Below are 16,683 nucleotides of genomic sequence, written 5' to 3'. Positions count from 1 at the left end.
CGGCGGAGCGACGATCTCATTTTGATCATCGCAATCGAGCCTACAGAGACGCCGGGGGCGGCAGGGTTCCCATGACCGCCACGACGCCAATCAGGGCGAGTCCCAGACCCGTTTCGATCAACAGGCTGCGCCGGAGCGCGCTCATGGCGGCGACGGAGGGTTGGCCCGTCTCCAGCGCATAGCCCAGTGTCGGCGTCAGCCGGAACCGGTTGCTCGCCGCCAGCGCAAGCATCAAACTGAAGAGGACGAGCTTGGCGACCAGAAGCTGGCCGTAGAGGTTGCCCGCGATCGACGCCACGCGCTCGGGACCGATCAGGAACCAGCTGTTCACGAGACCGGTCAGCACCAGCAACAGGACCGCGAGCGTTCCAAGGCCGGCGAAGCCATGCAGGGCGCGATGGATTGCAAAGTCGTCCGGACCGGCTCGGCGCAGAAGCAGGGCCGTCAACGCCGCCAGGGCGCCCAGCCACAAGGCCGCTGCCACCGCGTGAATGATGTTGGCGACAAGATGGATGGGCCCGCCCGGACCCTCGGTGGCCGCGCCGTGACCCGTCCATGCGAAGCTGGCGGCCACGATCAGACCCAAGGCGGCCGTCACGCTCCAGAGCGCGCGACCGGGTTTCAGGGCGACCAAGGCGACAAGCCCAAGCAAGGCGGCGGCGGCCCGCACGACCATCGCCATGCCCAGGGCTGTGCCGGTGACCATAAAGGACAGAGACGCGGGTTTCACGGCTTCGCTCAGCGACCCCGCCATGACGGCAGTCTGGGCCACCAGGGCGGCGAGCGAGCCGAGCGCGACGATGATCGCCGCGAGGCGCAATGTCGGTCGCGACCATTCCAGGTTCGGCGCGTCGGCGTATTTAAAGCTGTAGAGAAGGAACAGCGGCGCGCCGAGAAGGACGACGCCGCCACCGTATTGAAGCCAACGAAGCGCGATGACCGCGACTTCCAGCACGGCGTCAGCGCACCGTGAAGGTGTAGGATCCCGTCATGCGGTGGCCGTCGCTCGAGGCGATACGCCAGTCGACACGGTAGGCGCCGGCGGCCAGCGGGCGAGCCAGCGCGCCCGTGAGGGTCCTGCCGTCCTCGGCGACCGAGGTGCGGATCGCGATCTTCTCCTCCGCCGCATTGACGACGTCGAAGCCGGAAAAGGCGGGAACGCTGCGTTCGCTGAAGGTCAGGGTCAGCGTCCGGGTCGCGGCCACGGTGGAGTCGGGCGCCGGGGTGGCGCTGACCAGGCGAGCGTGGGCCGCCGCCGGTCCGGCGGCGAAGGCCACGACCGCCGCGACGGCGATGAAGGGTGCGGGGTTGAAGTAACGCATACTCAGTCTCCAGACGTTTGGCCGGTCCCGGCCTTCTGCTTCTCTACGCGCCACACGACCGCGTCCCTCATGAAGAGGAAGCGGGGGGCGGCTGAGGCCTTCCCCCGCACGCCGGGGTCAGCGGCGACGCTTCTCGAGGAGCGCCTGCATCTGGGCGATCTCCTCCTGTTGACCACGCACGATGCCGTCGCACAGGGCGATGATCTCCGGATCGGTCAGGGAGGCTTGCTCGCACATCAACACAGCCCCGGAATGGTGCGGGATCATCGATCGCAGGAATTCGTCGTCGCCAACGAACGCCTGGGTGCGCATGCCGACGAAGCTGCCGACGAAGATCACGACGGCGACCGCTCCAATGACCAGGTTCGTTTTGCGCGACGGGTACATGGACCGCATGAAGACGAGCATGAGGACCGCCATCGGCGCGACCATCATTAGGGTCATGTAGACGTTGTTCAAATTGAGATAGAAGTGACCGAGCGTGGCGATCATCGTGTACATGACCAGGTACATGATGACGAAATCGAGCGCCAACTCGAGGTACAGGCTCCGATAAGGGCCGAGTCCACGAGCGTTGCCTTGCCCGCCGTGGTCCATCTGTTGATGAGACATCGTCCGTATCCTCTTCAGCAATTTCAGTTCGTCTTCGCCTGCCGCTGCGAAAGCCTGGAGACTGCGGTCAGCGTCTGAATCAATCCGGCCCGTCACAGCCGGTTCCTCCCTTGGGTGGGCGGACTGTTGATTGCCTATCCTGGCTAAAGCCTCACCGCGCGCAGTCTCAGCGCATTGCCGATGACGCTGACCGAGGAGAGCGCCATTGCGAGCGCCGCAAGGGCAGGCGAGAGAAGCCAGCCGAAGACGGGATAAAGCAGGCCAGCCGCCACGGGGATGCCAAGGGCGTTGTAGCCGAAGGCGAAAACGAGGTTTTGGCGGATGTTGCCCATCACCGCGCGGGACAGACGCCGTGCGCGCACGATGCCTTGCAGATCTCCGCCCAGCAGGGTGACGCCGGCGCTTTCGATGGCGACGTCCGAACCCGCCCCCATGGCGACGCCGACATCGGCTGCGGCGAGGGCAGGGGCATCGTTGACGCCATCCCCCGCCATGGCGACGATCCGACCCTGCGAACGAAGCTGTTGAACCACAGACGCCTTATCCTGCGGCAAAACCTCCGCCTGGACTTCGTCGATGCCGAGGCGCCGCGCGACCGCTTCGGCCGTCGTCCGGTTGTCCCCGGTCATCATCACCAGCCGCAGACCGGCCGCTTTCAGCGCGAGGATCGCAGCCGGCGTGGTGGCCTTGATGGGATCGGCGATGCCGATGACCCCGGCCGCCTTTCCGTCGATCGCCACGAATATGGCGGTGGCGCCGTCGTGGCGAAGGGCCTCCGCCTTCGGCTCCAGCGCGGAGACGTCGATCGAAAGCTCGCCGAGAAAACGGGTGTTGCCCAGGGCGACCTGGCGGCCCTCAATCGTCCCGCGAACGCCGCGACCGACCGGGCTGTCGAAGTCCGCGGCCTCGGTAAGGGGGATGTCCCGGTCCTTGGCTGCCCGGACGATTGCGTCGGCCAACGGATGTTCGCTGCCCCGCTCGAGGCTGGCCGAAAGACGCAGGATGTCCGCTTCCTCGAAGCCGAGGGCGGGCAGGATCGCCGTCACCGACGGACGGCCCTCCGTCAGGGTGCCGGTCTTGTCCAGAACGAGAGTGTCGACCTTCTCGAAGCGTTCGAGCGCCTCGGCGTTCTTGATCAGGACGCCGGCGTGGGCGCCACGTCCCACCCCGACCATGATCGAGATCGGCGTCGCCAGACCCAACGCACAGGGACAGGCGATGATGAGCACCGAAACGGCGGCGACCAGGGCGTAGGACAAACGGGGCTCGGGACCGACCAGGCCCCAGACGACGGCGGCGAGCAGGGCGATCGCGATCACCGTGGGAACGAACCATCCGGAGACCGTATCGGCCAGCCGCTGGATCGGGGCGCGACTGCGCTGGGCCTGGGCAACCATCTGGACGATCTGCGCCAGCAGGGTGTCGGCGCCCACCTTGTCGGCGCGCATGATGAAGGATCCGGTCTTGTTGAGCGCGCCGGCCACGACGCGGTCGCCGACATCCTTGGTCACCGGCATGGACTCGCCGGTCACCATGGATTCGTCGACAGCGACCCGACCCTCCAGGAGTTCGCCATCGACCGGGATCTTCTCTCCGGGCCTTACCCGCAGGCGGTCGCTGACGGCGATCTGGTCAAGCGAGACATCTTCATCGATGCCGTCCGCCCGGATTCGGCGCGCGGTCTTGGGCGTGAGGTCCAGCAGGGCGCGGATCGCGCCCGACGTCTGTTCGCGGGCGCGCAGTTCCAGAATCTGCCCGACGAGGACCAGCACGGTGATGACCGCCGCCGCCTCGAAATACACCGGCGCACTGCCGTCGGCCTTCAGGAAGGCGGGCGGGAACAGGGTTGGCGCGACGACGGCCACGACGCTGTAAAGCCATGCCACGCCGACCCCCATGGCGATCAGGGTGAACATATTCAGCCGCCGGGTGCGCAGCGATGTCCAGCCGCGCTCGAAGAAGGGCCAGCCGCACCAGAGAACCACGGGGGTCGCCAAAGCGAACTGGATCCAGTTCGACATCTGGCCCGGGATGAACATGTGGAGATTGGCCAGGTGTCCGCCCATTTCCAGGGCGAAGACCGGCAGGGTCAGGACCAGACCGACCCAGAAGCGTCTGGTGAAGTCGATCAGCTCGTGGTTGGGCGGGGCCTCCGCCGTGACCGTCTCCGGCTCAAGCGCCATGCCGCAGATCGGGCAGGAGCCTGGGCCTTCCTGCCGGATCTCGGGGTGCATCGGGCAGGTGTAGATGGCGCCGGGAACGGCCGGCTCGGCCTCCACGGGAGGGTTCAGGTAACGCATCGGATCGCCGATGAATTTGGTCCGGCACCCCGCCGAGCAGAAGAAATAGTCCTGACCGTCATGACTGGCTCGGTGAGCGGTGGCCGTCGGATCGACCGACATGCCGCAGACGGGATCCTTGACCGTTGCCGCGCCATCCGAGGCCTTCGCCCCGCAGCAGGCGTGACCCGAGGCATGATTGTGAGGATGCGTGGACATGTCGCTCTCTCCGGCTGACCGAAGAGCTAACATATACCCATGGGGGGTATATCGCAAGATACCCGTCTGGGGTATATGGGGGTGCTCAGGAGGACAGGCCGCATGCAAACCGACACGAAACCCAAAGTCCTCAACAGGCTCAGCCGGATCGAAGGCCAGGTGCGGGGAATCTCCCGCATGGTTGAAGATGACCGGTATTGCGTCGACTTGCTGACCCAACTTCAGGCCGTTCGAGCCGCGCTCCATCGCGTGGAGACCGAAGTGCTACGGGATCACCTCGACCACTGCGTCATGGGCGCTATGACCGGCGACGATCCCGAGGATCGCAAGGCAAAGGCCGGCGAGCTGATCGAGCTCTTGGCGCGGGCCGGACGGTAGAGTTGGCGGAACGAATGGGCCCTCCTGGTCGCTAACGTCGGGATCCCAAGGAGCCGTCATGAAACGCATCAGCCTCGTCCTCGCCGCCTGCGCCTTGGCTACGGCCTGTTCCCCGCAAGCCGAAGAGCCCGCCGTAGCCGCGCCTGAGGCCCCCGCAGCGGCGGACGCCCATGGCGGAATGGAGGGCGGCATGGCTGCGCCTGCGCCCGGCGACTCCGTCGCCACCCAAGGCTACAAGGCCTCGATGAACACGATGATGGAGGCGATGCCCGCCTTCACCGGGGACGCGGACATCGACTTCATGAAGCAGATGCGAGGTCACCACGTCGCCGCCGTCTCGATGGCCCGTGTGGAGCTCGCGCAAGGCAAGGACGCCCAAGCGCGGAACCTGGCCCAGGAGGTGATCACGGCGCAGGAGCGCGAAATCACCCTGATCGACGCCTGGCTCGCCCAGAAGGGAGCGTCGGCGGCTCCCGCCGCCTGATCGCGAGATCAGCGCACCGCGTCCGGACCGACAGACGTGCGAAATCGGCCAACTGTCGACCTCGTGGCCAAAGTCCATGGTCTCGACGGAGAGTATAGCCCAGCGACCCTTAAACTCGGCTGTCGCTACTCTGCGATCTTTTAGGCGGCAGTCGTCAAAGATCAGGTCGTCACCGATGCCTGAACTGCCGCACCCGCAGACGAGCGGGCTTGAACATTTCCATATTTCGACTAATATGGAAATATGGAAACCGAAGTTTCGATTCTCGCTCTCGCCGCCTTGGCGCAATCGACGCGGCTGGAGGCGTTTCGCCTCCTCGTGCGTCACGAACCCGATGGTCTGCCGGCCGGTGACATCTCCAACCATCTGGTGATCCCGGCCAACACTCTGTCGTCCCATCTCGGCGTCCTGACGCGCGCGGGGTTGATCAGGTCGGAGCGGCGCAGCCGGTCGATCATCTACCGGGCCGACCTGGATCGGCTTCGCGACCTGGTCCTCTTCCTGCTCAAGGACTGCTGCGGGGGCAGGGCGGACCTGTGCGAACCCCTGCTGGCTGAACTCGCGCCCTGTTGCCCCTAAGGATCCCGTGGACATCGTCATCTATCACAACCCCGCCTGCGGGACGTCGCGCAACGCGCTCGAGCTGATCCGCCACGTCGGCATCGAGCCGCATGTCGTGCAGTATCTGAAGACCCCGCCGTCGCGGACCATGGTCGCTTGGCTGGCCGAACGGGCCGGCAAGCCGCTGCGCAATCTGTTGCGCGAGAAGGGCACGCCCTTCGCCGAACTGGGCCTAGGGGACCCGGGCCTGACGGACGATCAGTTGCTCGATGCGATCGAGGCCCATCCGATCCTGCTCAATCGCCCGATCGTCGTCAGTCCGCTCGGCGTCGGCCTGTGCCGACCGTCCGAGGCCGTTCTGGACCTCCTGCCCGCCGATGATCTCAAGCCCTTCACCAAGGAGGACGGCGAGGTCGTCATCGACGCCGCCGGCCAGCGGGTGAAGCGATGATCGACACCCGCGTGGAGGACGCTGCGCCGCGTCGCCTGTCCTTCCTCGACCGCTGGCTGACGCTGTGGATCTTCGTGGCCATGGGCCTGGGCGTGGCTATGGGGACGCTGGCGCCGGGCCTGCCGACCTGGGTCGACAGCCTCTCAATCGGCACGACCAATATCCCGATCGCCATCGGTCTGATCCTGATGATGTACCCGCCGCTGGCCAAGGTCCGGTACGAGGAACTGCCGCGCGTCTTCGCCGACAAGCGGGTCCTGGCCCTGTCCTTGTTCCAGAACTGGGTGCTGGGCCCGGTGCTGATGTTCGCCCTGGCGGTGATCTTCCTGCGTGATCAGCCGGAATACATGACCGGCGTCATCCTGATCGGGCTGGCGCGCTGTATCGCCATGGTCCTGGTCTGGAACCAGCTGGCGCGGGGCGACAACCAGTATGTCGCCGGCCTCGTAGCTTTCAACTCGATCTTCCAGATCCTGTTCTTCAGCCTTTATGCCTGGATCTTCCTCACCGTCCTGCCGCCCCTGTTCGGCCTGCAGCGCAGCGTGGTGGACGTCAGCGTCTGGACCATCGCCGGCGCGGTGCTCGTCTACCTTGGCCTACCGTTCCTAGCCGGCTTCCTGACCCGACGCAGCCTGATCGCTCGCCGCGGCGCCGACTGGTACGAGCGGCGCTTCCTGCCGCGCATCCGGCCGATCACCCTGATCGCTCTGCTGTTCACCATCGTGGTCATGTTCAGCCTCAAGGGCGGGGAGGTGGTGGCTTTGCCGCTGGACGCCCTGCGCATCGCCATTCCCCTGACGATCTACTTCCTCGTCATGTTCGTGGTGAGCTTCCTCATGGGCAAGCTGATCGAAGCCGACTATCCGCGCACCACCGCCCTGGCCTTCACCGCGGCCTCGAACAATTTCGAACTGGCCATCGCGGTGGCCATCGCGGCCTTCGGCCTGACCTCGCCGGTCGCCTTCGCGGCCGTCATCGGCCCCCTTGTCGAGGTGCCGGTGTTGATCCTGCTCGTGTCGGTCGCGCTCTGGATGGGCCGACGCTGGTTCCCGGACACGGCCCCGCCGAAGGACGCCGGCTGATGGTCAGTCTGCATTTGGTCGACTCGACCGATGTCGATCTGATCGCGGCCCTGCGTGGCGAGAACCTGCCTGAGCCGGGCGCCGGGCGATACTTCAGCGCCGACCACTACGGCGCGGTCATCGGCTACGTCGGGCTGGAAGGGGAGCGGCGCGACCTGCTGCTGCGCTCCCTGGTCGTACTTGCCGACCAGAAGGCCCGCGGCCTGGGAAGTCGGGTGCTGGCCGCCGCCGAGACCACCGCCGGCGACCTGGGCGCTGCACGTCTGCACCTGCTCACCACGACGGCCGAGCGCTTCTTCACCGGGCGCGGCTTTGTCGCCGCCGATCGTGAGTCCGCGCCGCCCGCGATCCGGCAAACTCGCGAGTTCGCGGACCTCTGCCCGGCGTCTGCCGTCTATTTGACCAAGGACCTTTGAATGACCTTCACCCGTCTGCGTTCGCTGCCGGATCCGGATAACCTGCCGGCCCTGGACGCGGCCTATCTGTCCGCCGAGCCCGCCCGGGGATTGGGCTCGACCGACCCGGCGCCGCGGATCCTTCTCTTGTACGGATCGCTGCGCGAGCGGTCGTATTCGCAGCTCTGCGTCGAGGAAGCGGCCCGCCTACTGCAGCGCATGGGATGCGAGACCCGCATCTTCGACCCCTCCGACCTCCCCCTGCCGGGCGCGCCCGGCGACGACGACCACCCGGCGGTGCGCGAGTTGCGCGAACACGCCTTCTGGTCGGAGGGCATGGTCTGGTGCAGTCCGGAACGGCACGGCCAGGTCTCCGGGCTGATGAAGCTGCAGATCGATCACCTGCCATTGAGCCAGGGCGGCATGCGCCCGACGCAGGGCCGGACCCTCGCCGTCATGCAGGTGTCGGGCGGGTCGCAGAGCTTCAACGCCGTCAACACCCTGCGCCTTCTGGGCCGCTGGATGCGGATGATCACCATCCCCAACCAGTCGAGCGTGGCCAAGGCCTTCCAGGAGTTCGACGGGGCCGGCCGGATGAAGCCCTCGGCCTACTATGAGCGGATCGTCGACGTGATGGAGGAACTGGTGCGCTTCACCATTCTGGTCCGGCCCCACGCCGTCCAGCTCGTCGATCGGTATTCCGAACGAAAGGCGGAGGGCGTTCCGGTCGACGCCGCGTCCGATTTGTCATCCATCGCCATCGCGGCACAATGAGGTGCCGGGATCGGCGCAGTTAAGCTCGGTCATCGAACCCAAGCTCATGTCTGGTTCTCGGAACTTCGCCAATGACCGCTGTTGGCGCTTGGCCGAACTTGCAAGCTCGCCAACCGCCAGTCACTCTTCAGAGCATGGCGAGCCGCGTCTTGCGGGTTGGAGCCGGAAAATCAGCGTCGATGGCGGCGAGATCGTCCCGCGTCAGCGCCAAGTCCAGGGCGCGGCGGTTGTCCGCGACGTGCGCCGCATCGCCAGCCTTGGGGATGGCGATGACCCGCGGATCGCGTAGGACCCAGGCTAGGGCGACCTGGTACGGCGTGGCGCCGTGGCGCCTGGCGACAGCCGATAGGGCAGGGGACGCCGGCAGCGCGCCTTGGCCGATCGGGCTGTAGGCCATGACCGGTATCAGGTTTCGGTTCAGCAGCGGAAAGAGGTCGAACTCCGCGCCGCGCTCGGTCACATTGTAGAGGATCTGGTCGGTCGCGCAGGCCTGTCCGCCGGCCCGAAACAGCTGTTCCATGTCCGCGTGATCGAAGTTGCTCACCCCCCATCGCCGGATCTTTCCGGCTTGGACGAGGGCGTTCATGCCCTCGATGGTTTCGGCGAGCGGCACGGAGCCGCGCCAGTGCAGCAGATAGAGGTCGAGCCGGTCTGTCTGCAGGCGTTTCAGACTGGCTTCGCACGCCTTCTCAAGGCGACCCCTCCCGGCGTTCTGCGGATAGACCTTGCTGATCAGGAAGACCTGATCGCGAACCCCGGCCAAGGCTTCACCGACCAAGTCTTCAGTCGCGCCGTCGCCGTACATCTCGGCGGTGTCGATCAAGGTCATGCCGAGGTCGACGCCAGCGTGAAGGGCGGCGATCTCCTGTTCGCGTCGGCGCGGATCTTCGCCCATCCGCCAGGTCCCCTGTCCGAGGGCGGAGACTTCGGCGTGGTCGGGAAGCGTCACGGTTCGCATTTCGGTCTCCTGGCCTCGGACGTCTTTGAAGCGAACGCCCGGGACCGTGTTTCGCCTCCGGCTAATCGTGTCCGGCGTCGAGTCATCCATGACGAAGGCCCGGAATATCCCCGTCCCATGCAACCGAACGGGCCTGGCGGGACTAACAGAAGGTCAGGATTTTCGCATGCGAGAGCTCAAGGCGACCGGCTTCGTCCGCATTCGTGGCGCGCGAGAGCACAATCTCAAGAACATCGATGTCGACATCCCGCGCGACGCGCTGGTCGTGTTCACCGGCGTGTCGGGGTCCGGCAAGTCGTCGCTCGCCTTCTCCACCCTCTATGCGGAAGCCCAGCGCCGCTACCTGGAATCCGTCTCGCCATACGCGCGCCGCCTGTTCCACCAGATGGAAGTCCCGGAGGTCGACCTCATAGAGGGGCTCCCGCCGGCGGTTGCGCTGCAGCAGCAGCGGGGCTCGCCGACCACCCGATCGTCGGTCGGCAGCGTGACGACCCTCTCCAACCTGCTGCGCATGCTCTATTCGCGCGCCGGCGACTATCCGCCGGGACGGCCGCATCTTGAGGCCGAATCCTTCTCGCCCAATACGCCCGAAGGCACCTGTCCACGCTGTCACGGCCTGGGCCGAATCCATGAGGTGACCGAAGCCTCGATGGTGCCCGATCCCTCCAAGACCATCCGCGAGCGCGCCGTCGCCGCCTGGCCGATGGCCTGGGGCGGCCAGAATCTGCGCGACATCCTGATCAGCCTCGGCGTCGACGTCGATAAGCCCTGGCGCGACCTGCCGAAGAAGACGCGCGACTGGATCCTGTTCACCGAGGAGCAGCCACAGGTCCCAGTCTATCCCGGGTGGACCCATGAGGAGATCCAGCGGGCGATCAGGCGCAAGACGGAGCCTGCCTATATGGGCACCTTCTCGAGCGCGAAGCGGCATGTCACGCACAGCTTCGCCACAACTCAGAGCGCAATGATGAAGGCGCGCGCGGCGCGCTTCATGATCGGCCGACTTTGCCCGGTCTGCGACGGCAAGCGACTGCGTCGAGAGTCCCTGCTGGTCCGCTTCGAGGGCCTCGATATCGCCGAAATGAGCGGCCTGCCCATGGCCCGCTTCTCGAAAATCTTCGCGCCCTATGCCGAGGCGAACGCCGGCAAGCTGAAGGCGTTGCGCAAGACGCATCCCGAGAAGGCCCTGGTGGTCGAGCGCATCGCCGGGGACTTGTGCCGTCGTCTCTCCGTGCTCCTCGATCTGGGCCTCGGCTACCTGACGCTGGAACGCAGCACGCCGACATTGTCGCCGGGCGAACTGCAGAGGCTGCGGCTGGCGACCCAGGTCGTCTCGAACCTGTTCGGGGTCGTCTATGTGATGGACGAGCCGTCGGCCGGTTTGCATCCCGCCGACACCGAGGCCCTGCTCCGGGCACTCGACGGCCTGAAGGCGGTCGGAAACTCGCTGTTCATCGTAGAGCACGAGATGGATATCATCCGCCGCGCCGACTGGATCGTCGACGTCGGGCCAGCAGCCGGCGAGCACGGCGGCGAAATCCTGTACAGCGGTCCAATCGAGGGGCTCGGCGCGGTCGCCGCGTCGGAGACAAGACGACATCTGTTCGACGAAGGGGCCGGGATTGCGAGCCGGAAGCGCGAGCCCGCCGCATGGTTGCGGCTGGAAGACGTCTCACGCAACAACCTCAAGCAGGTCGACTGCGACATCCCGCTCGGGGTCATGACCACGGTCACCGGCATTTCCGGCTCGGGGAAATCGAGCCTAGTGAGCAAGGCGCTGGTCGAGCTGGTTGCCGGCTCTCTTGGCGCCGCGCCCTCGGCCAGGGATGATGCGGATGACGAAGCCGGATTCGAGGACGCGACCGCTGTCCCGACCGAGGGTCGGATCGTCGGCGGGCTGGAAGGGGTCCGGCGGCTGATCGAGGTCGACCAGAAGCCGATCGGCCGCACACCTCGCTCCAACCTGGCCACCTACACCGGGCTTTTCGACCACGTCCGCGCCCTGTTCGCGGCGACACCCGAAGCCCGTAAGCGCCGCTACGACGCCGGGCGGTTCTCCTTCAATGTCGCCAAAGGGCGTTGCCCCCGCTGCGAGGGGGAGGGGTTCGTCATGGTCGAACTGCTGTTCCTCCCCCGCGTCTACGCCCCGTGTCCCGCCTGCCATGGCGCCCGCTACAATCCCAAGACGCTTGAGATCACCTACAGCGGCAAGACCATCGCCGAGGTGCTGGCGCTCACGGTCGAGCAGGCCTGGGACTTCTTCGGCGACGCACCCAACGTCTGCCGCTCGCTCAAGGTGCTGCGCGAGGTCGGGCTGAACTATCTCCGCCTCGGACAGCCCGCGACCGAATTCTCGGGCGGCGAAGCGCAAAGGGTGAAGCTGGCGACGGAACTGCAACGCGCCCAGCGCGGCGGGGCGCTCTATGTTCTCGACGAGCCGACCACAGGTCTTCATCCAACCGATGTCGAGCGCCTGCTCGGCCAACTCAACGCCCTGGTCGACGCCGGCAACACCGTCATCCTGGTCGACCACGACATGAAGGTCGCGGCGGCCAGCGATTGGGTCATCGACATCGGGCCCGGCGCCGGAGACGAGGGCGGGCGGATCGTCGTTAGCGGCCCGCCGGCTGTCGTGGCTGCGTCCCCGGAGAGCCGAACGGCATTATATCTCGATCGTGCTCTACAGGGCGGGGCAGCCGCAAAGGGGCTTTCACACATGGAACGGGATCCTAACTGATGACCCCACGCCCTCATGCGAAGACCCATGGCGCGGAGCGAGGCCTGACCCGCTTCGAGGGCTTCAGCGATGCCGTGTTCGCGATCGCCCTGACCCTGCTGATCGTCGAGATCAAGGTGCCGGGGTCGCCCCGGGCCGCACGGCTACACCGATCTTTTCCATGCCATGGCGGAACAGTGGCGCGAGCATCTGGCGCTGCTCCTCTGCTATGTCGTGATCGGCGCCTACTGGCTGCAGCACCATTACTCCGGTCGGATCTACGCCCGGAGCGATCACTGGTTCGGCGCGATCAACCTTCTGTTCCTGCTGGCGATCGTCGTCGTCCCGTATCCGATCCGCATCTGGGTCTTCCATCTCGGAACAGCGTTCGAGCCCGTCGCGTCAGTGGTATTCACAACTGGCGTCGCCCTTATCGCCTGCGCCTGGATGGCCAAATGGTTCTACGGCGTGGTGGGCCGACGGACGATGGACGAGCGGCTCGCGGCGGATTTCATCCAGCAGATGACGCGTCGCTACGGGTTTGCCGCAAGCACCCAGATCGTCGCGGTTCCGATTTCAGCCTTCTCGCCGCGGATCGGCGTGGCCGTCACCCTCCTCGCGGTCGCCTTCTTCTTCCTGCCCCAGCCGAGGCCTCGTTACCATCCGGGCGAGGAGCCGAGCTTGAGAGACGTGTCGGACGGGTAGTCGTCCCCCACTGTGCGACGCAGACGCTGTGCAGTTCAGGCGCAGCCAATACTGCGGTGGAGCGTTTGCATGTCGCCCTGGACTCGAAAGGAGACCGTGATGGCCAATGCTGAATCCCGCTCACCCGTGAATAAGGCCCTGTTCGTGCGACTGCGCGCAAAGCCCGGCAAGGAGGCTGATGTAGAGGCCTTCCTGCGCGACGGACTGGCTGCCGTGATGGAGGAGCCGGACACGACGACATGGTATGCGCTCCGCTTCGGTCACGACGACTTCGCCATCTTCGACACCTTTCCGGGAGACGCGGGGAGGCTAGCTCATCTGGCAGGAAAGGTTGGCCGTGCACTCGTCGCCAAGACACCGGAACTGCTCGACGGCCTCCCGAAGATCGAAGACGCACAAGTTCTGGCGTTCAAGCTTACCGACCAAAGCGGTGAGGTCCGGGACTGAGACGCGGCTCGCCAGTTGCCTGGCTGTTCTCTTCCCGATGCAGGTGCTGATTGGCCAAGTATGTGGAAGCGCAACCGCCGGGGGCTGCTTAATACTCCTGCAGTGCGCGCTGTCGGTCAAGGTAGTTCATAAAATCTGTAGAGCGGCCAATCCGAGCTGAAGTTATGCTGAGGGCTGTGCGGTCTCGGTTGTTGGGCTACGAGGCGATCTCAGTATCTGACATCGACAGGCTCAGCTGAATGTCCGGAGTCCGGCGGCATGCCAATGTCCGCTCATGGCGCAAGTCGGACCTCGATCAGTAGCCAGGCCGCGGTTGGTCTTGCCGTTTTAGCGATGCACACAGGCGATGCACATGGTCCCACAGGAACCAGAGGGGCATTGGTTTTGTTGGGCGTTTTTACGAAGCCGGGGCTCCTAGTTCCCCAGCCATCTGCCGACAAAGGTCGGCGCAGCCGAACCACTTTACAGCTTCAGCATTATGATCTGCATCAGGGCTTCCGTTCGGATGCCCGTCTGCCTAGCTTGACCGCAGACTGCTGCTGAGGAGAACGATGATGGTCACCGCCCGTGAAAAACGCCTTGCGCCGCTGAGAACGCCGACTGGCCTGTCGGAGGAGGCGACGCGGGATATTTCGGCCGCGCTGACCACGCTGCTGGCCGATACGTTCGCCCTCTACATCAAGACCAAGAACTTCCACTGGCACGTGTCGGGGCCGCATTTCCGCGACTATCACCTGCTGCTGGACGAGCAGTCGGCGGAAATCCTGGCCATGACCGATCCGATGGCCGAGCGCGCGCGCAAGATCGGCGGCACGACGCTGCGCTCCATCGGTCAGATCGCCAAGGAATCGCGCGTGGCGGACAATGACGCCGACTATGTCGATCCGCTGGACATGCTGGCCGAGCTTCGCGACGACAACGGCGAGCTGATCGCTCGGATGCGCGAGGTTCACGACCTCTGCGACGAACATAACGACATCGCCACCGCCAGCCTGCTGGAGAACTGGATCGACGAAAGCGAGAAGCGCGTCTGGTTCCTGTTCGAATCGGGTCGCCGCGGAAACGTCTGATTGAGGAACCGCATCGCTTGCGCCGTCTTATGTATCGTCGATAGTCGATGCAGAGACGGCGCAGGAGAGGCGTGTGAGGCGGGGTTTAGTAGTCTGCGGACTGGCGATGGCGAGCGCCCTGGCGGCCTCGCCAGCGTTTGCTGACATGTCCAAGGCGTTCGGCAATACAATCGTTTCGCATTATCCGAACGGGCAGTGGGTGAAGCATTTCTTCGAGCCGGACGGGCGCTACACGTCACAGTTTTCGGACGGGCGGCGGCTGACTGCGCGCTGGTCGGCCGAGGGGGACAAAATCTGCCTGAGCGGCTTCAGCCCGCGTCAAATCCTGCCACGCTTCTGTAGTCGTGTGGTCGAGGCCGATATCGGCGACACTTGGCAGGCGCGCGATCCGCTGGGGCGGTCCATTCGCAACGAACTGGTCGCCGGGCGCAGCTGAGGCCTTGCCCTGACCGTCGTCACCCTCTAGAGGCGACGGCCTGCCCATGCGGATGTGGCGGAACTGGTAGACGCACTAGATTTAGGTTCTAGCGCCGAGAGGCGTGGAGGTTCGAGTCCTCTCATCCGCACCAAAGCAAAAAAGGCCCCGGATCGCTCCGGGGCCTATCGCACCTGCGCAATAGGCCCCGGAACTTTCGCTTAGCGGATCGGCGGGACGGGTGGCGGCGGCAGGTCGCTGTCGGTCTCGTGGACCTCGATCAGGCCGCGACCCAGGTGGCTCTTGCGATAGCCATACAGGAAGTAGATCACCAGGCCGATGCCGCCCCAGATCGGCAGCACCATCTTGGCGTCGTGCGGCAGGTTCCAGAACAGGAAGGCGCAGCCGAAGGCCGACAGGGGCGCGAAGACCCAGATGAACGGCGTGCGGAACGGACGCTTGCGGTTCGGCTCCTTGACCCGAAGGATCAGCACGGCCAGCGACACCATGAAGAAGGCGAACAGGGTGCCCGAGTTCGAGATGTCCGCCAGTTGGCCGACCGGGAACAGGGCGCCGCCGATGGCCACCGCGATGCCGGTTGCGGCCGTCACGATGTAGGGCGTCTTCCACTTGGGGTGGATCTTGGTCAGGCCTTCCGGCAGCAGGCCGTCGCGCGCCATCACGAAGAAGATGCGGGTCTGGCCGTAGATCATCATCAGGATGACCGAGGGCAGGGCCAACAGGGCGGCGGTGCCCAGGGCGTTGCCGATCTGCGGATGACCGATCACGCGCAGCACGTGGGCCAGGGCCTCGTTGGAGCAGACCAGGGCCTCGGCGTTGGCCGGCAGGGCGCAGGCGGCGATGAAGGCCGGAGAGCCGGGCTGGACCGCCTGGCCTGCGGCGCCGAGCACCGGCTGTGCGCCGATGGCGCCGGCTGCCCCCAGAGCGACCAGCAGATAGAAGACGGTGCAGATGGCCAGGGAGCCGATCAGACCGATCGGCACGTTGCGTTGCGGGTTCTTGGTCTCCTCGGCCGCCGTCGAAACGGCATCGAAGCCGACATAGGCGAAGAAGATCGAGGCGGCGGCGCCGACGATGCCCATGCCCGAGAACTCGCCGAACAGGCCGTTTGGCGCGAAGGGCGACAGGTTCGCCGTCTTGATCGCCGGCAGAGTGATGACGATGAAGACCGCCAGGGCGGCCACCTTGATCAGAACCAGCACTGCGTTGACGCGCGCCGATTCGGTCGTTCCCAGCATCAGCAGGCCGGTGACCAGCAGGGCCACGATGATGGCCGGGATGTTGACGATGCCGACCGAGAAGTCGGGCGTGGGAATGAAGCCGTTCATGGCCCAGGCGGGGCCGGCGGATAGGAGGTCAGGGAAGTCGAACCCTAGCCCCTGTTCTATCAACCCCAGGACATAGCCTGACCAGCCGACCGACACGGCGGACGCTGCGACCGCATATTCCAGGATCAGCGCCCAGCCGACCGTCCAGGCCAGCAGTTCGCCCATCACGGCATAGGTATAGGTGTAGGCTGAGCCCGAGACCGGCGCCATGGCCGCCAGTTCGGAGTAGCAGAGCGCCGCGACGGCGCAGACGGCGCCGGCGATGACGAAGCTGACCATCATGCCCGGCCCGGCTTTTTGCGAAGCCGCAGCCGTCAGGACGAAGATCCCGGTGCCGATAATGGCCCCGATCCCCAGAAGCGTCAGTTGAATAGGACCAAGCGACCGATGAAGAGATTTCTTCTCGGCCGTGGCAAGGATCGCGTCGAGCGACTTAACGCGCCACATAAAATACCCCCACGGTTTT

General features: G+C 65.6%; 17 protein-coding genes, 1 tRNA gene and 2 pseudogenes. 14 read left to right on the top strand and 6 right to left on the bottom strand.

The features are described 5' to 3' along the window. Nucleotides 1-40: 40 nt before the first annotated feature. The 4 genes from copD to EGY25_RS16285 form a co-directional block, all read right to left on the bottom strand. Complete coding sequence (gene copD, locus EGY25_RS16300) at nucleotides 41-955, bottom strand: copper homeostasis membrane protein CopD (RefSeq protein ID WP_135196044.1); 915 nt, start codon at nucleotides 953-955, stop codon at nucleotides 41-43. A 4-nt stretch (nucleotides 956-959) separates the two neighbouring features. After that, nucleotides 960-1,322, bottom strand: coding sequence for a copper homeostasis periplasmic binding protein CopC (gene copC, locus EGY25_RS16295; RefSeq protein WP_045811500.1), 363 nt, complete (start codon nucleotides 1,320-1,322; stop codon nucleotides 960-962). Between the two features lie 117 nt (nucleotides 1,323-1,439). Further along, complete coding sequence (locus EGY25_RS16290; protein WP_230974793.1) at nucleotides 1,440-1,934, bottom strand: DUF305 domain-containing protein; 495 nt, start codon at nucleotides 1,932-1,934, stop codon at nucleotides 1,440-1,442. Nucleotides 1,935-2,077: 143 nt separating this feature from the next. Beyond that, complete coding sequence (locus EGY25_RS16285; RefSeq protein ID WP_135196043.1) at nucleotides 2,078-4,432, bottom strand: heavy metal translocating P-type ATPase; 2,355 nt, start codon at nucleotides 4,430-4,432, stop codon at nucleotides 2,078-2,080. A 102-nt stretch (nucleotides 4,433-4,534) separates the two neighbouring features. On the opposite strand from EGY25_RS16285, the gene EGY25_RS16280 reads away from it, so the two are divergent. From EGY25_RS16280 to arsH, 7 genes are all read left to right on the top strand, one after another. Then, nucleotides 4,535-4,810: a metal-sensitive transcriptional regulator gene (locus EGY25_RS16280; RefSeq protein ID WP_040349360.1), complete on the top strand. Its 276-nt coding sequence runs from the start codon at nucleotides 4,535-4,537 to the stop codon at nucleotides 4,808-4,810. Between the two features lie 58 nt (nucleotides 4,811-4,868). Further along, on the top strand, nucleotides 4,869-5,294 hold the full coding sequence (locus tag EGY25_RS16275; protein WP_135196042.1) for a DUF305 domain-containing protein: 426 nt from the start codon (nucleotides 4,869-4,871) through the stop codon (nucleotides 5,292-5,294). Between the two features lie 243 nt (nucleotides 5,295-5,537). After that, entirely contained in the window at nucleotides 5,538-5,873 is a 336-nt protein-coding gene (locus tag EGY25_RS16270) for an ArsR/SmtB family transcription factor (protein ID WP_135196041.1), read from the top strand. A 7-nt stretch (nucleotides 5,874-5,880) separates the two neighbouring features. Further along, entirely contained in the window at nucleotides 5,881-6,306 is a 426-nt protein-coding gene (gene arsC / locus EGY25_RS16265) for an arsenate reductase (glutaredoxin) (protein WP_135196040.1), read from the top strand. Continuing rightward, entirely contained in the window at nucleotides 6,303-7,388 is a 1,086-nt protein-coding gene (arsB, locus tag EGY25_RS16260; RefSeq protein ID WP_135196039.1) for an ACR3 family arsenite efflux transporter, read from the top strand. Before arsC ends, arsB begins: the two co-directional genes overlap by 4 nt. Next, entirely contained in the window at nucleotides 7,388-7,804 is a 417-nt protein-coding gene (locus tag EGY25_RS16255) for a GNAT family N-acetyltransferase (protein ID WP_135196038.1), read from the top strand. Before arsB ends, EGY25_RS16255 begins: the two co-directional genes overlap by 1 nt. Continuing rightward, complete coding sequence (gene arsH, locus EGY25_RS16250) at nucleotides 7,805-8,557, top strand: arsenical resistance protein ArsH (RefSeq protein ID WP_135196037.1); 753 nt, start codon at nucleotides 7,805-7,807, stop codon at nucleotides 8,555-8,557. Nucleotides 8,558-8,684: 127 nt separating this feature from the next. Here the strand turns inward: arsH and EGY25_RS16245 are convergent, their stop codons facing one another. Then, a complete protein-coding gene (locus EGY25_RS16245) occupies nucleotides 8,685-9,515 on the bottom strand; it encodes an aldo/keto reductase (protein WP_135196036.1) in 831 nt (276 codons plus the stop codon). A 166-nt stretch (nucleotides 9,516-9,681) separates the two neighbouring features. On the opposite strand from EGY25_RS16245, the gene EGY25_RS16240 reads away from it, so the two are divergent. The 7 genes and pseudogenes from EGY25_RS16240 to EGY25_RS16215 all read left to right on the top strand — a co-directional run bounded on the left by EGY25_RS16240 (nucleotide 9,682) and on the right by EGY25_RS16215 (nucleotide 15,022). Further along, nucleotides 9,682-12,252 (top strand): excinuclease ABC subunit UvrA, encoded by a 2,571-nt coding sequence (locus EGY25_RS16240; RefSeq protein ID WP_135196035.1) that lies wholly within the window; start codon nucleotides 9,682-9,684, stop codon nucleotides 12,250-12,252. Next, nucleotides 12,252-12,371, top strand: a pseudogene (locus EGY25_RS16980) (TMEM175 family protein); the annotation flags it as partial. The gene EGY25_RS16240 and the pseudogene EGY25_RS16980, both read left to right, overlap by 1 nt. 40 nt (nucleotides 12,372-12,411) lie before the next feature. After that, nucleotides 12,412-12,936, top strand: a pseudogene (locus EGY25_RS16235) (TMEM175 family protein); the annotation flags it as partial. Nucleotides 12,937-13,035: 99 nt separating this feature from the next. Continuing rightward, the gene (locus EGY25_RS16230) at nucleotides 13,036-13,383 is read left to right on the top strand and encodes a putative quinol monooxygenase (protein ID WP_135196034.1); all 348 of its coding nucleotides are present in this window, start codon (nucleotides 13,036-13,038) and stop codon (nucleotides 13,381-13,383) included. Between the two features lie 554 nt (nucleotides 13,384-13,937). Next, nucleotides 13,938-14,453: a Dps family protein gene (locus tag EGY25_RS16225; protein ID WP_245159505.1), complete on the top strand. Its 516-nt coding sequence runs from the start codon at nucleotides 13,938-13,940 to the stop codon at nucleotides 14,451-14,453. Nucleotides 14,454-14,559: 106 nt separating this feature from the next. Beyond that, nucleotides 14,560-14,889: a hypothetical protein gene (locus EGY25_RS16220; RefSeq protein WP_135196032.1), complete on the top strand. Its 330-nt coding sequence runs from the start codon at nucleotides 14,560-14,562 to the stop codon at nucleotides 14,887-14,889. 48 nt (nucleotides 14,890-14,937) lie between these two features. After that, a tRNA-Leu gene (locus EGY25_RS16215) sits at nucleotides 14,938-15,022 on the top strand. 67 nt (nucleotides 15,023-15,089) lie between these two features. Here the strand turns inward: EGY25_RS16215 and EGY25_RS16210 are convergent. Next, nucleotides 15,090-16,664, bottom strand: a complete 1,575-nt coding sequence (locus EGY25_RS16210; RefSeq protein WP_135196031.1) for an amino acid permease — start codon at nucleotides 16,662-16,664, stop codon at nucleotides 15,090-15,092. Between the last annotated feature and the right edge of the window lie 19 nt (nucleotides 16,665-16,683).

The sequence above is a fragment of the Brevundimonas intermedia genome (assembly GCF_004614235.1).
Classification (GTDB): domain Bacteria; phylum Pseudomonadota; class Alphaproteobacteria; order Caulobacterales; family Caulobacteraceae; genus Brevundimonas; species Brevundimonas intermedia_A.
This window is presented reverse-complemented; position numbering and strand designations above follow the sequence as displayed.

Bases quoted from the DNA above. Each gene is read 5' to 3' on its own strand.
- copC (WP_045811500.1), bottom strand. From the start codon at position 1,322: ATGCGTTACTTCAACCCCGCACCCTTCATCGCCGTCGCGGCGGTCGTG.
- EGY25_RS16290 (WP_230974793.1), bottom strand. From the start codon at position 1,934: ATGTCTCATCAACAGATGGACCACGGCGGGCAAGGCAACGCTCGTGGA.
- EGY25_RS16285 (WP_135196043.1), bottom strand. From the start codon at position 4,432: ATGTCCACGCATCCTCACAATCATGCCTCGGGTCACGCCTGCTGCGGG.
- EGY25_RS16280 (WP_040349360.1), top strand. From the start codon at position 4,535: ATGCAAACCGACACGAAACCCAAAGTCCTCAACAGGCTCAGCCGGATC.
- EGY25_RS16275 (WP_135196042.1), top strand. From the start codon at position 4,869: ATGAAACGCATCAGCCTCGTCCTCGCCGCCTGCGCCTTGGCTACGGCC.
- EGY25_RS16270 (WP_135196041.1), top strand. From the start codon at position 5,538: ATGGAAACCGAAGTTTCGATTCTCGCTCTCGCCGCCTTGGCGCAATCG.
- arsB (WP_135196039.1), top strand. From the start codon at position 6,303: ATGATCGACACCCGCGTGGAGGACGCTGCGCCGCGTCGCCTGTCCTTC.
- EGY25_RS16255 (WP_135196038.1), top strand. From the start codon at position 7,388: ATGGTCAGTCTGCATTTGGTCGACTCGACCGATGTCGATCTGATCGCG.
- arsH (WP_135196037.1), top strand. From the start codon at position 7,805: ATGACCTTCACCCGTCTGCGTTCGCTGCCGGATCCGGATAACCTGCCG.
- EGY25_RS16245 (WP_135196036.1), bottom strand. From the start codon at position 9,515: ATGCGAACCGTGACGCTTCCCGACCACGCCGAAGTCTCCGCCCTCGGA.
- EGY25_RS16240 (WP_135196035.1), top strand. From the start codon at position 9,682: ATGCGAGAGCTCAAGGCGACCGGCTTCGTCCGCATTCGTGGCGCGCGA.
- EGY25_RS16230 (WP_135196034.1), top strand. From the start codon at position 13,036: ATGGCCAATGCTGAATCCCGCTCACCCGTGAATAAGGCCCTGTTCGTG.
- EGY25_RS16225 (WP_245159505.1), top strand. From the start codon at position 13,938: ATGGTCACCGCCCGTGAAAAACGCCTTGCGCCGCTGAGAACGCCGACT.
- EGY25_RS16220 (WP_135196032.1), top strand. From the start codon at position 14,560: ATGGCGAGCGCCCTGGCGGCCTCGCCAGCGTTTGCTGACATGTCCAAG.
- EGY25_RS16210 (WP_135196031.1), bottom strand. From the start codon at position 16,664: ATGTGGCGCGTTAAGTCGCTCGACGCGATCCTTGCCACGGCCGAGAAG.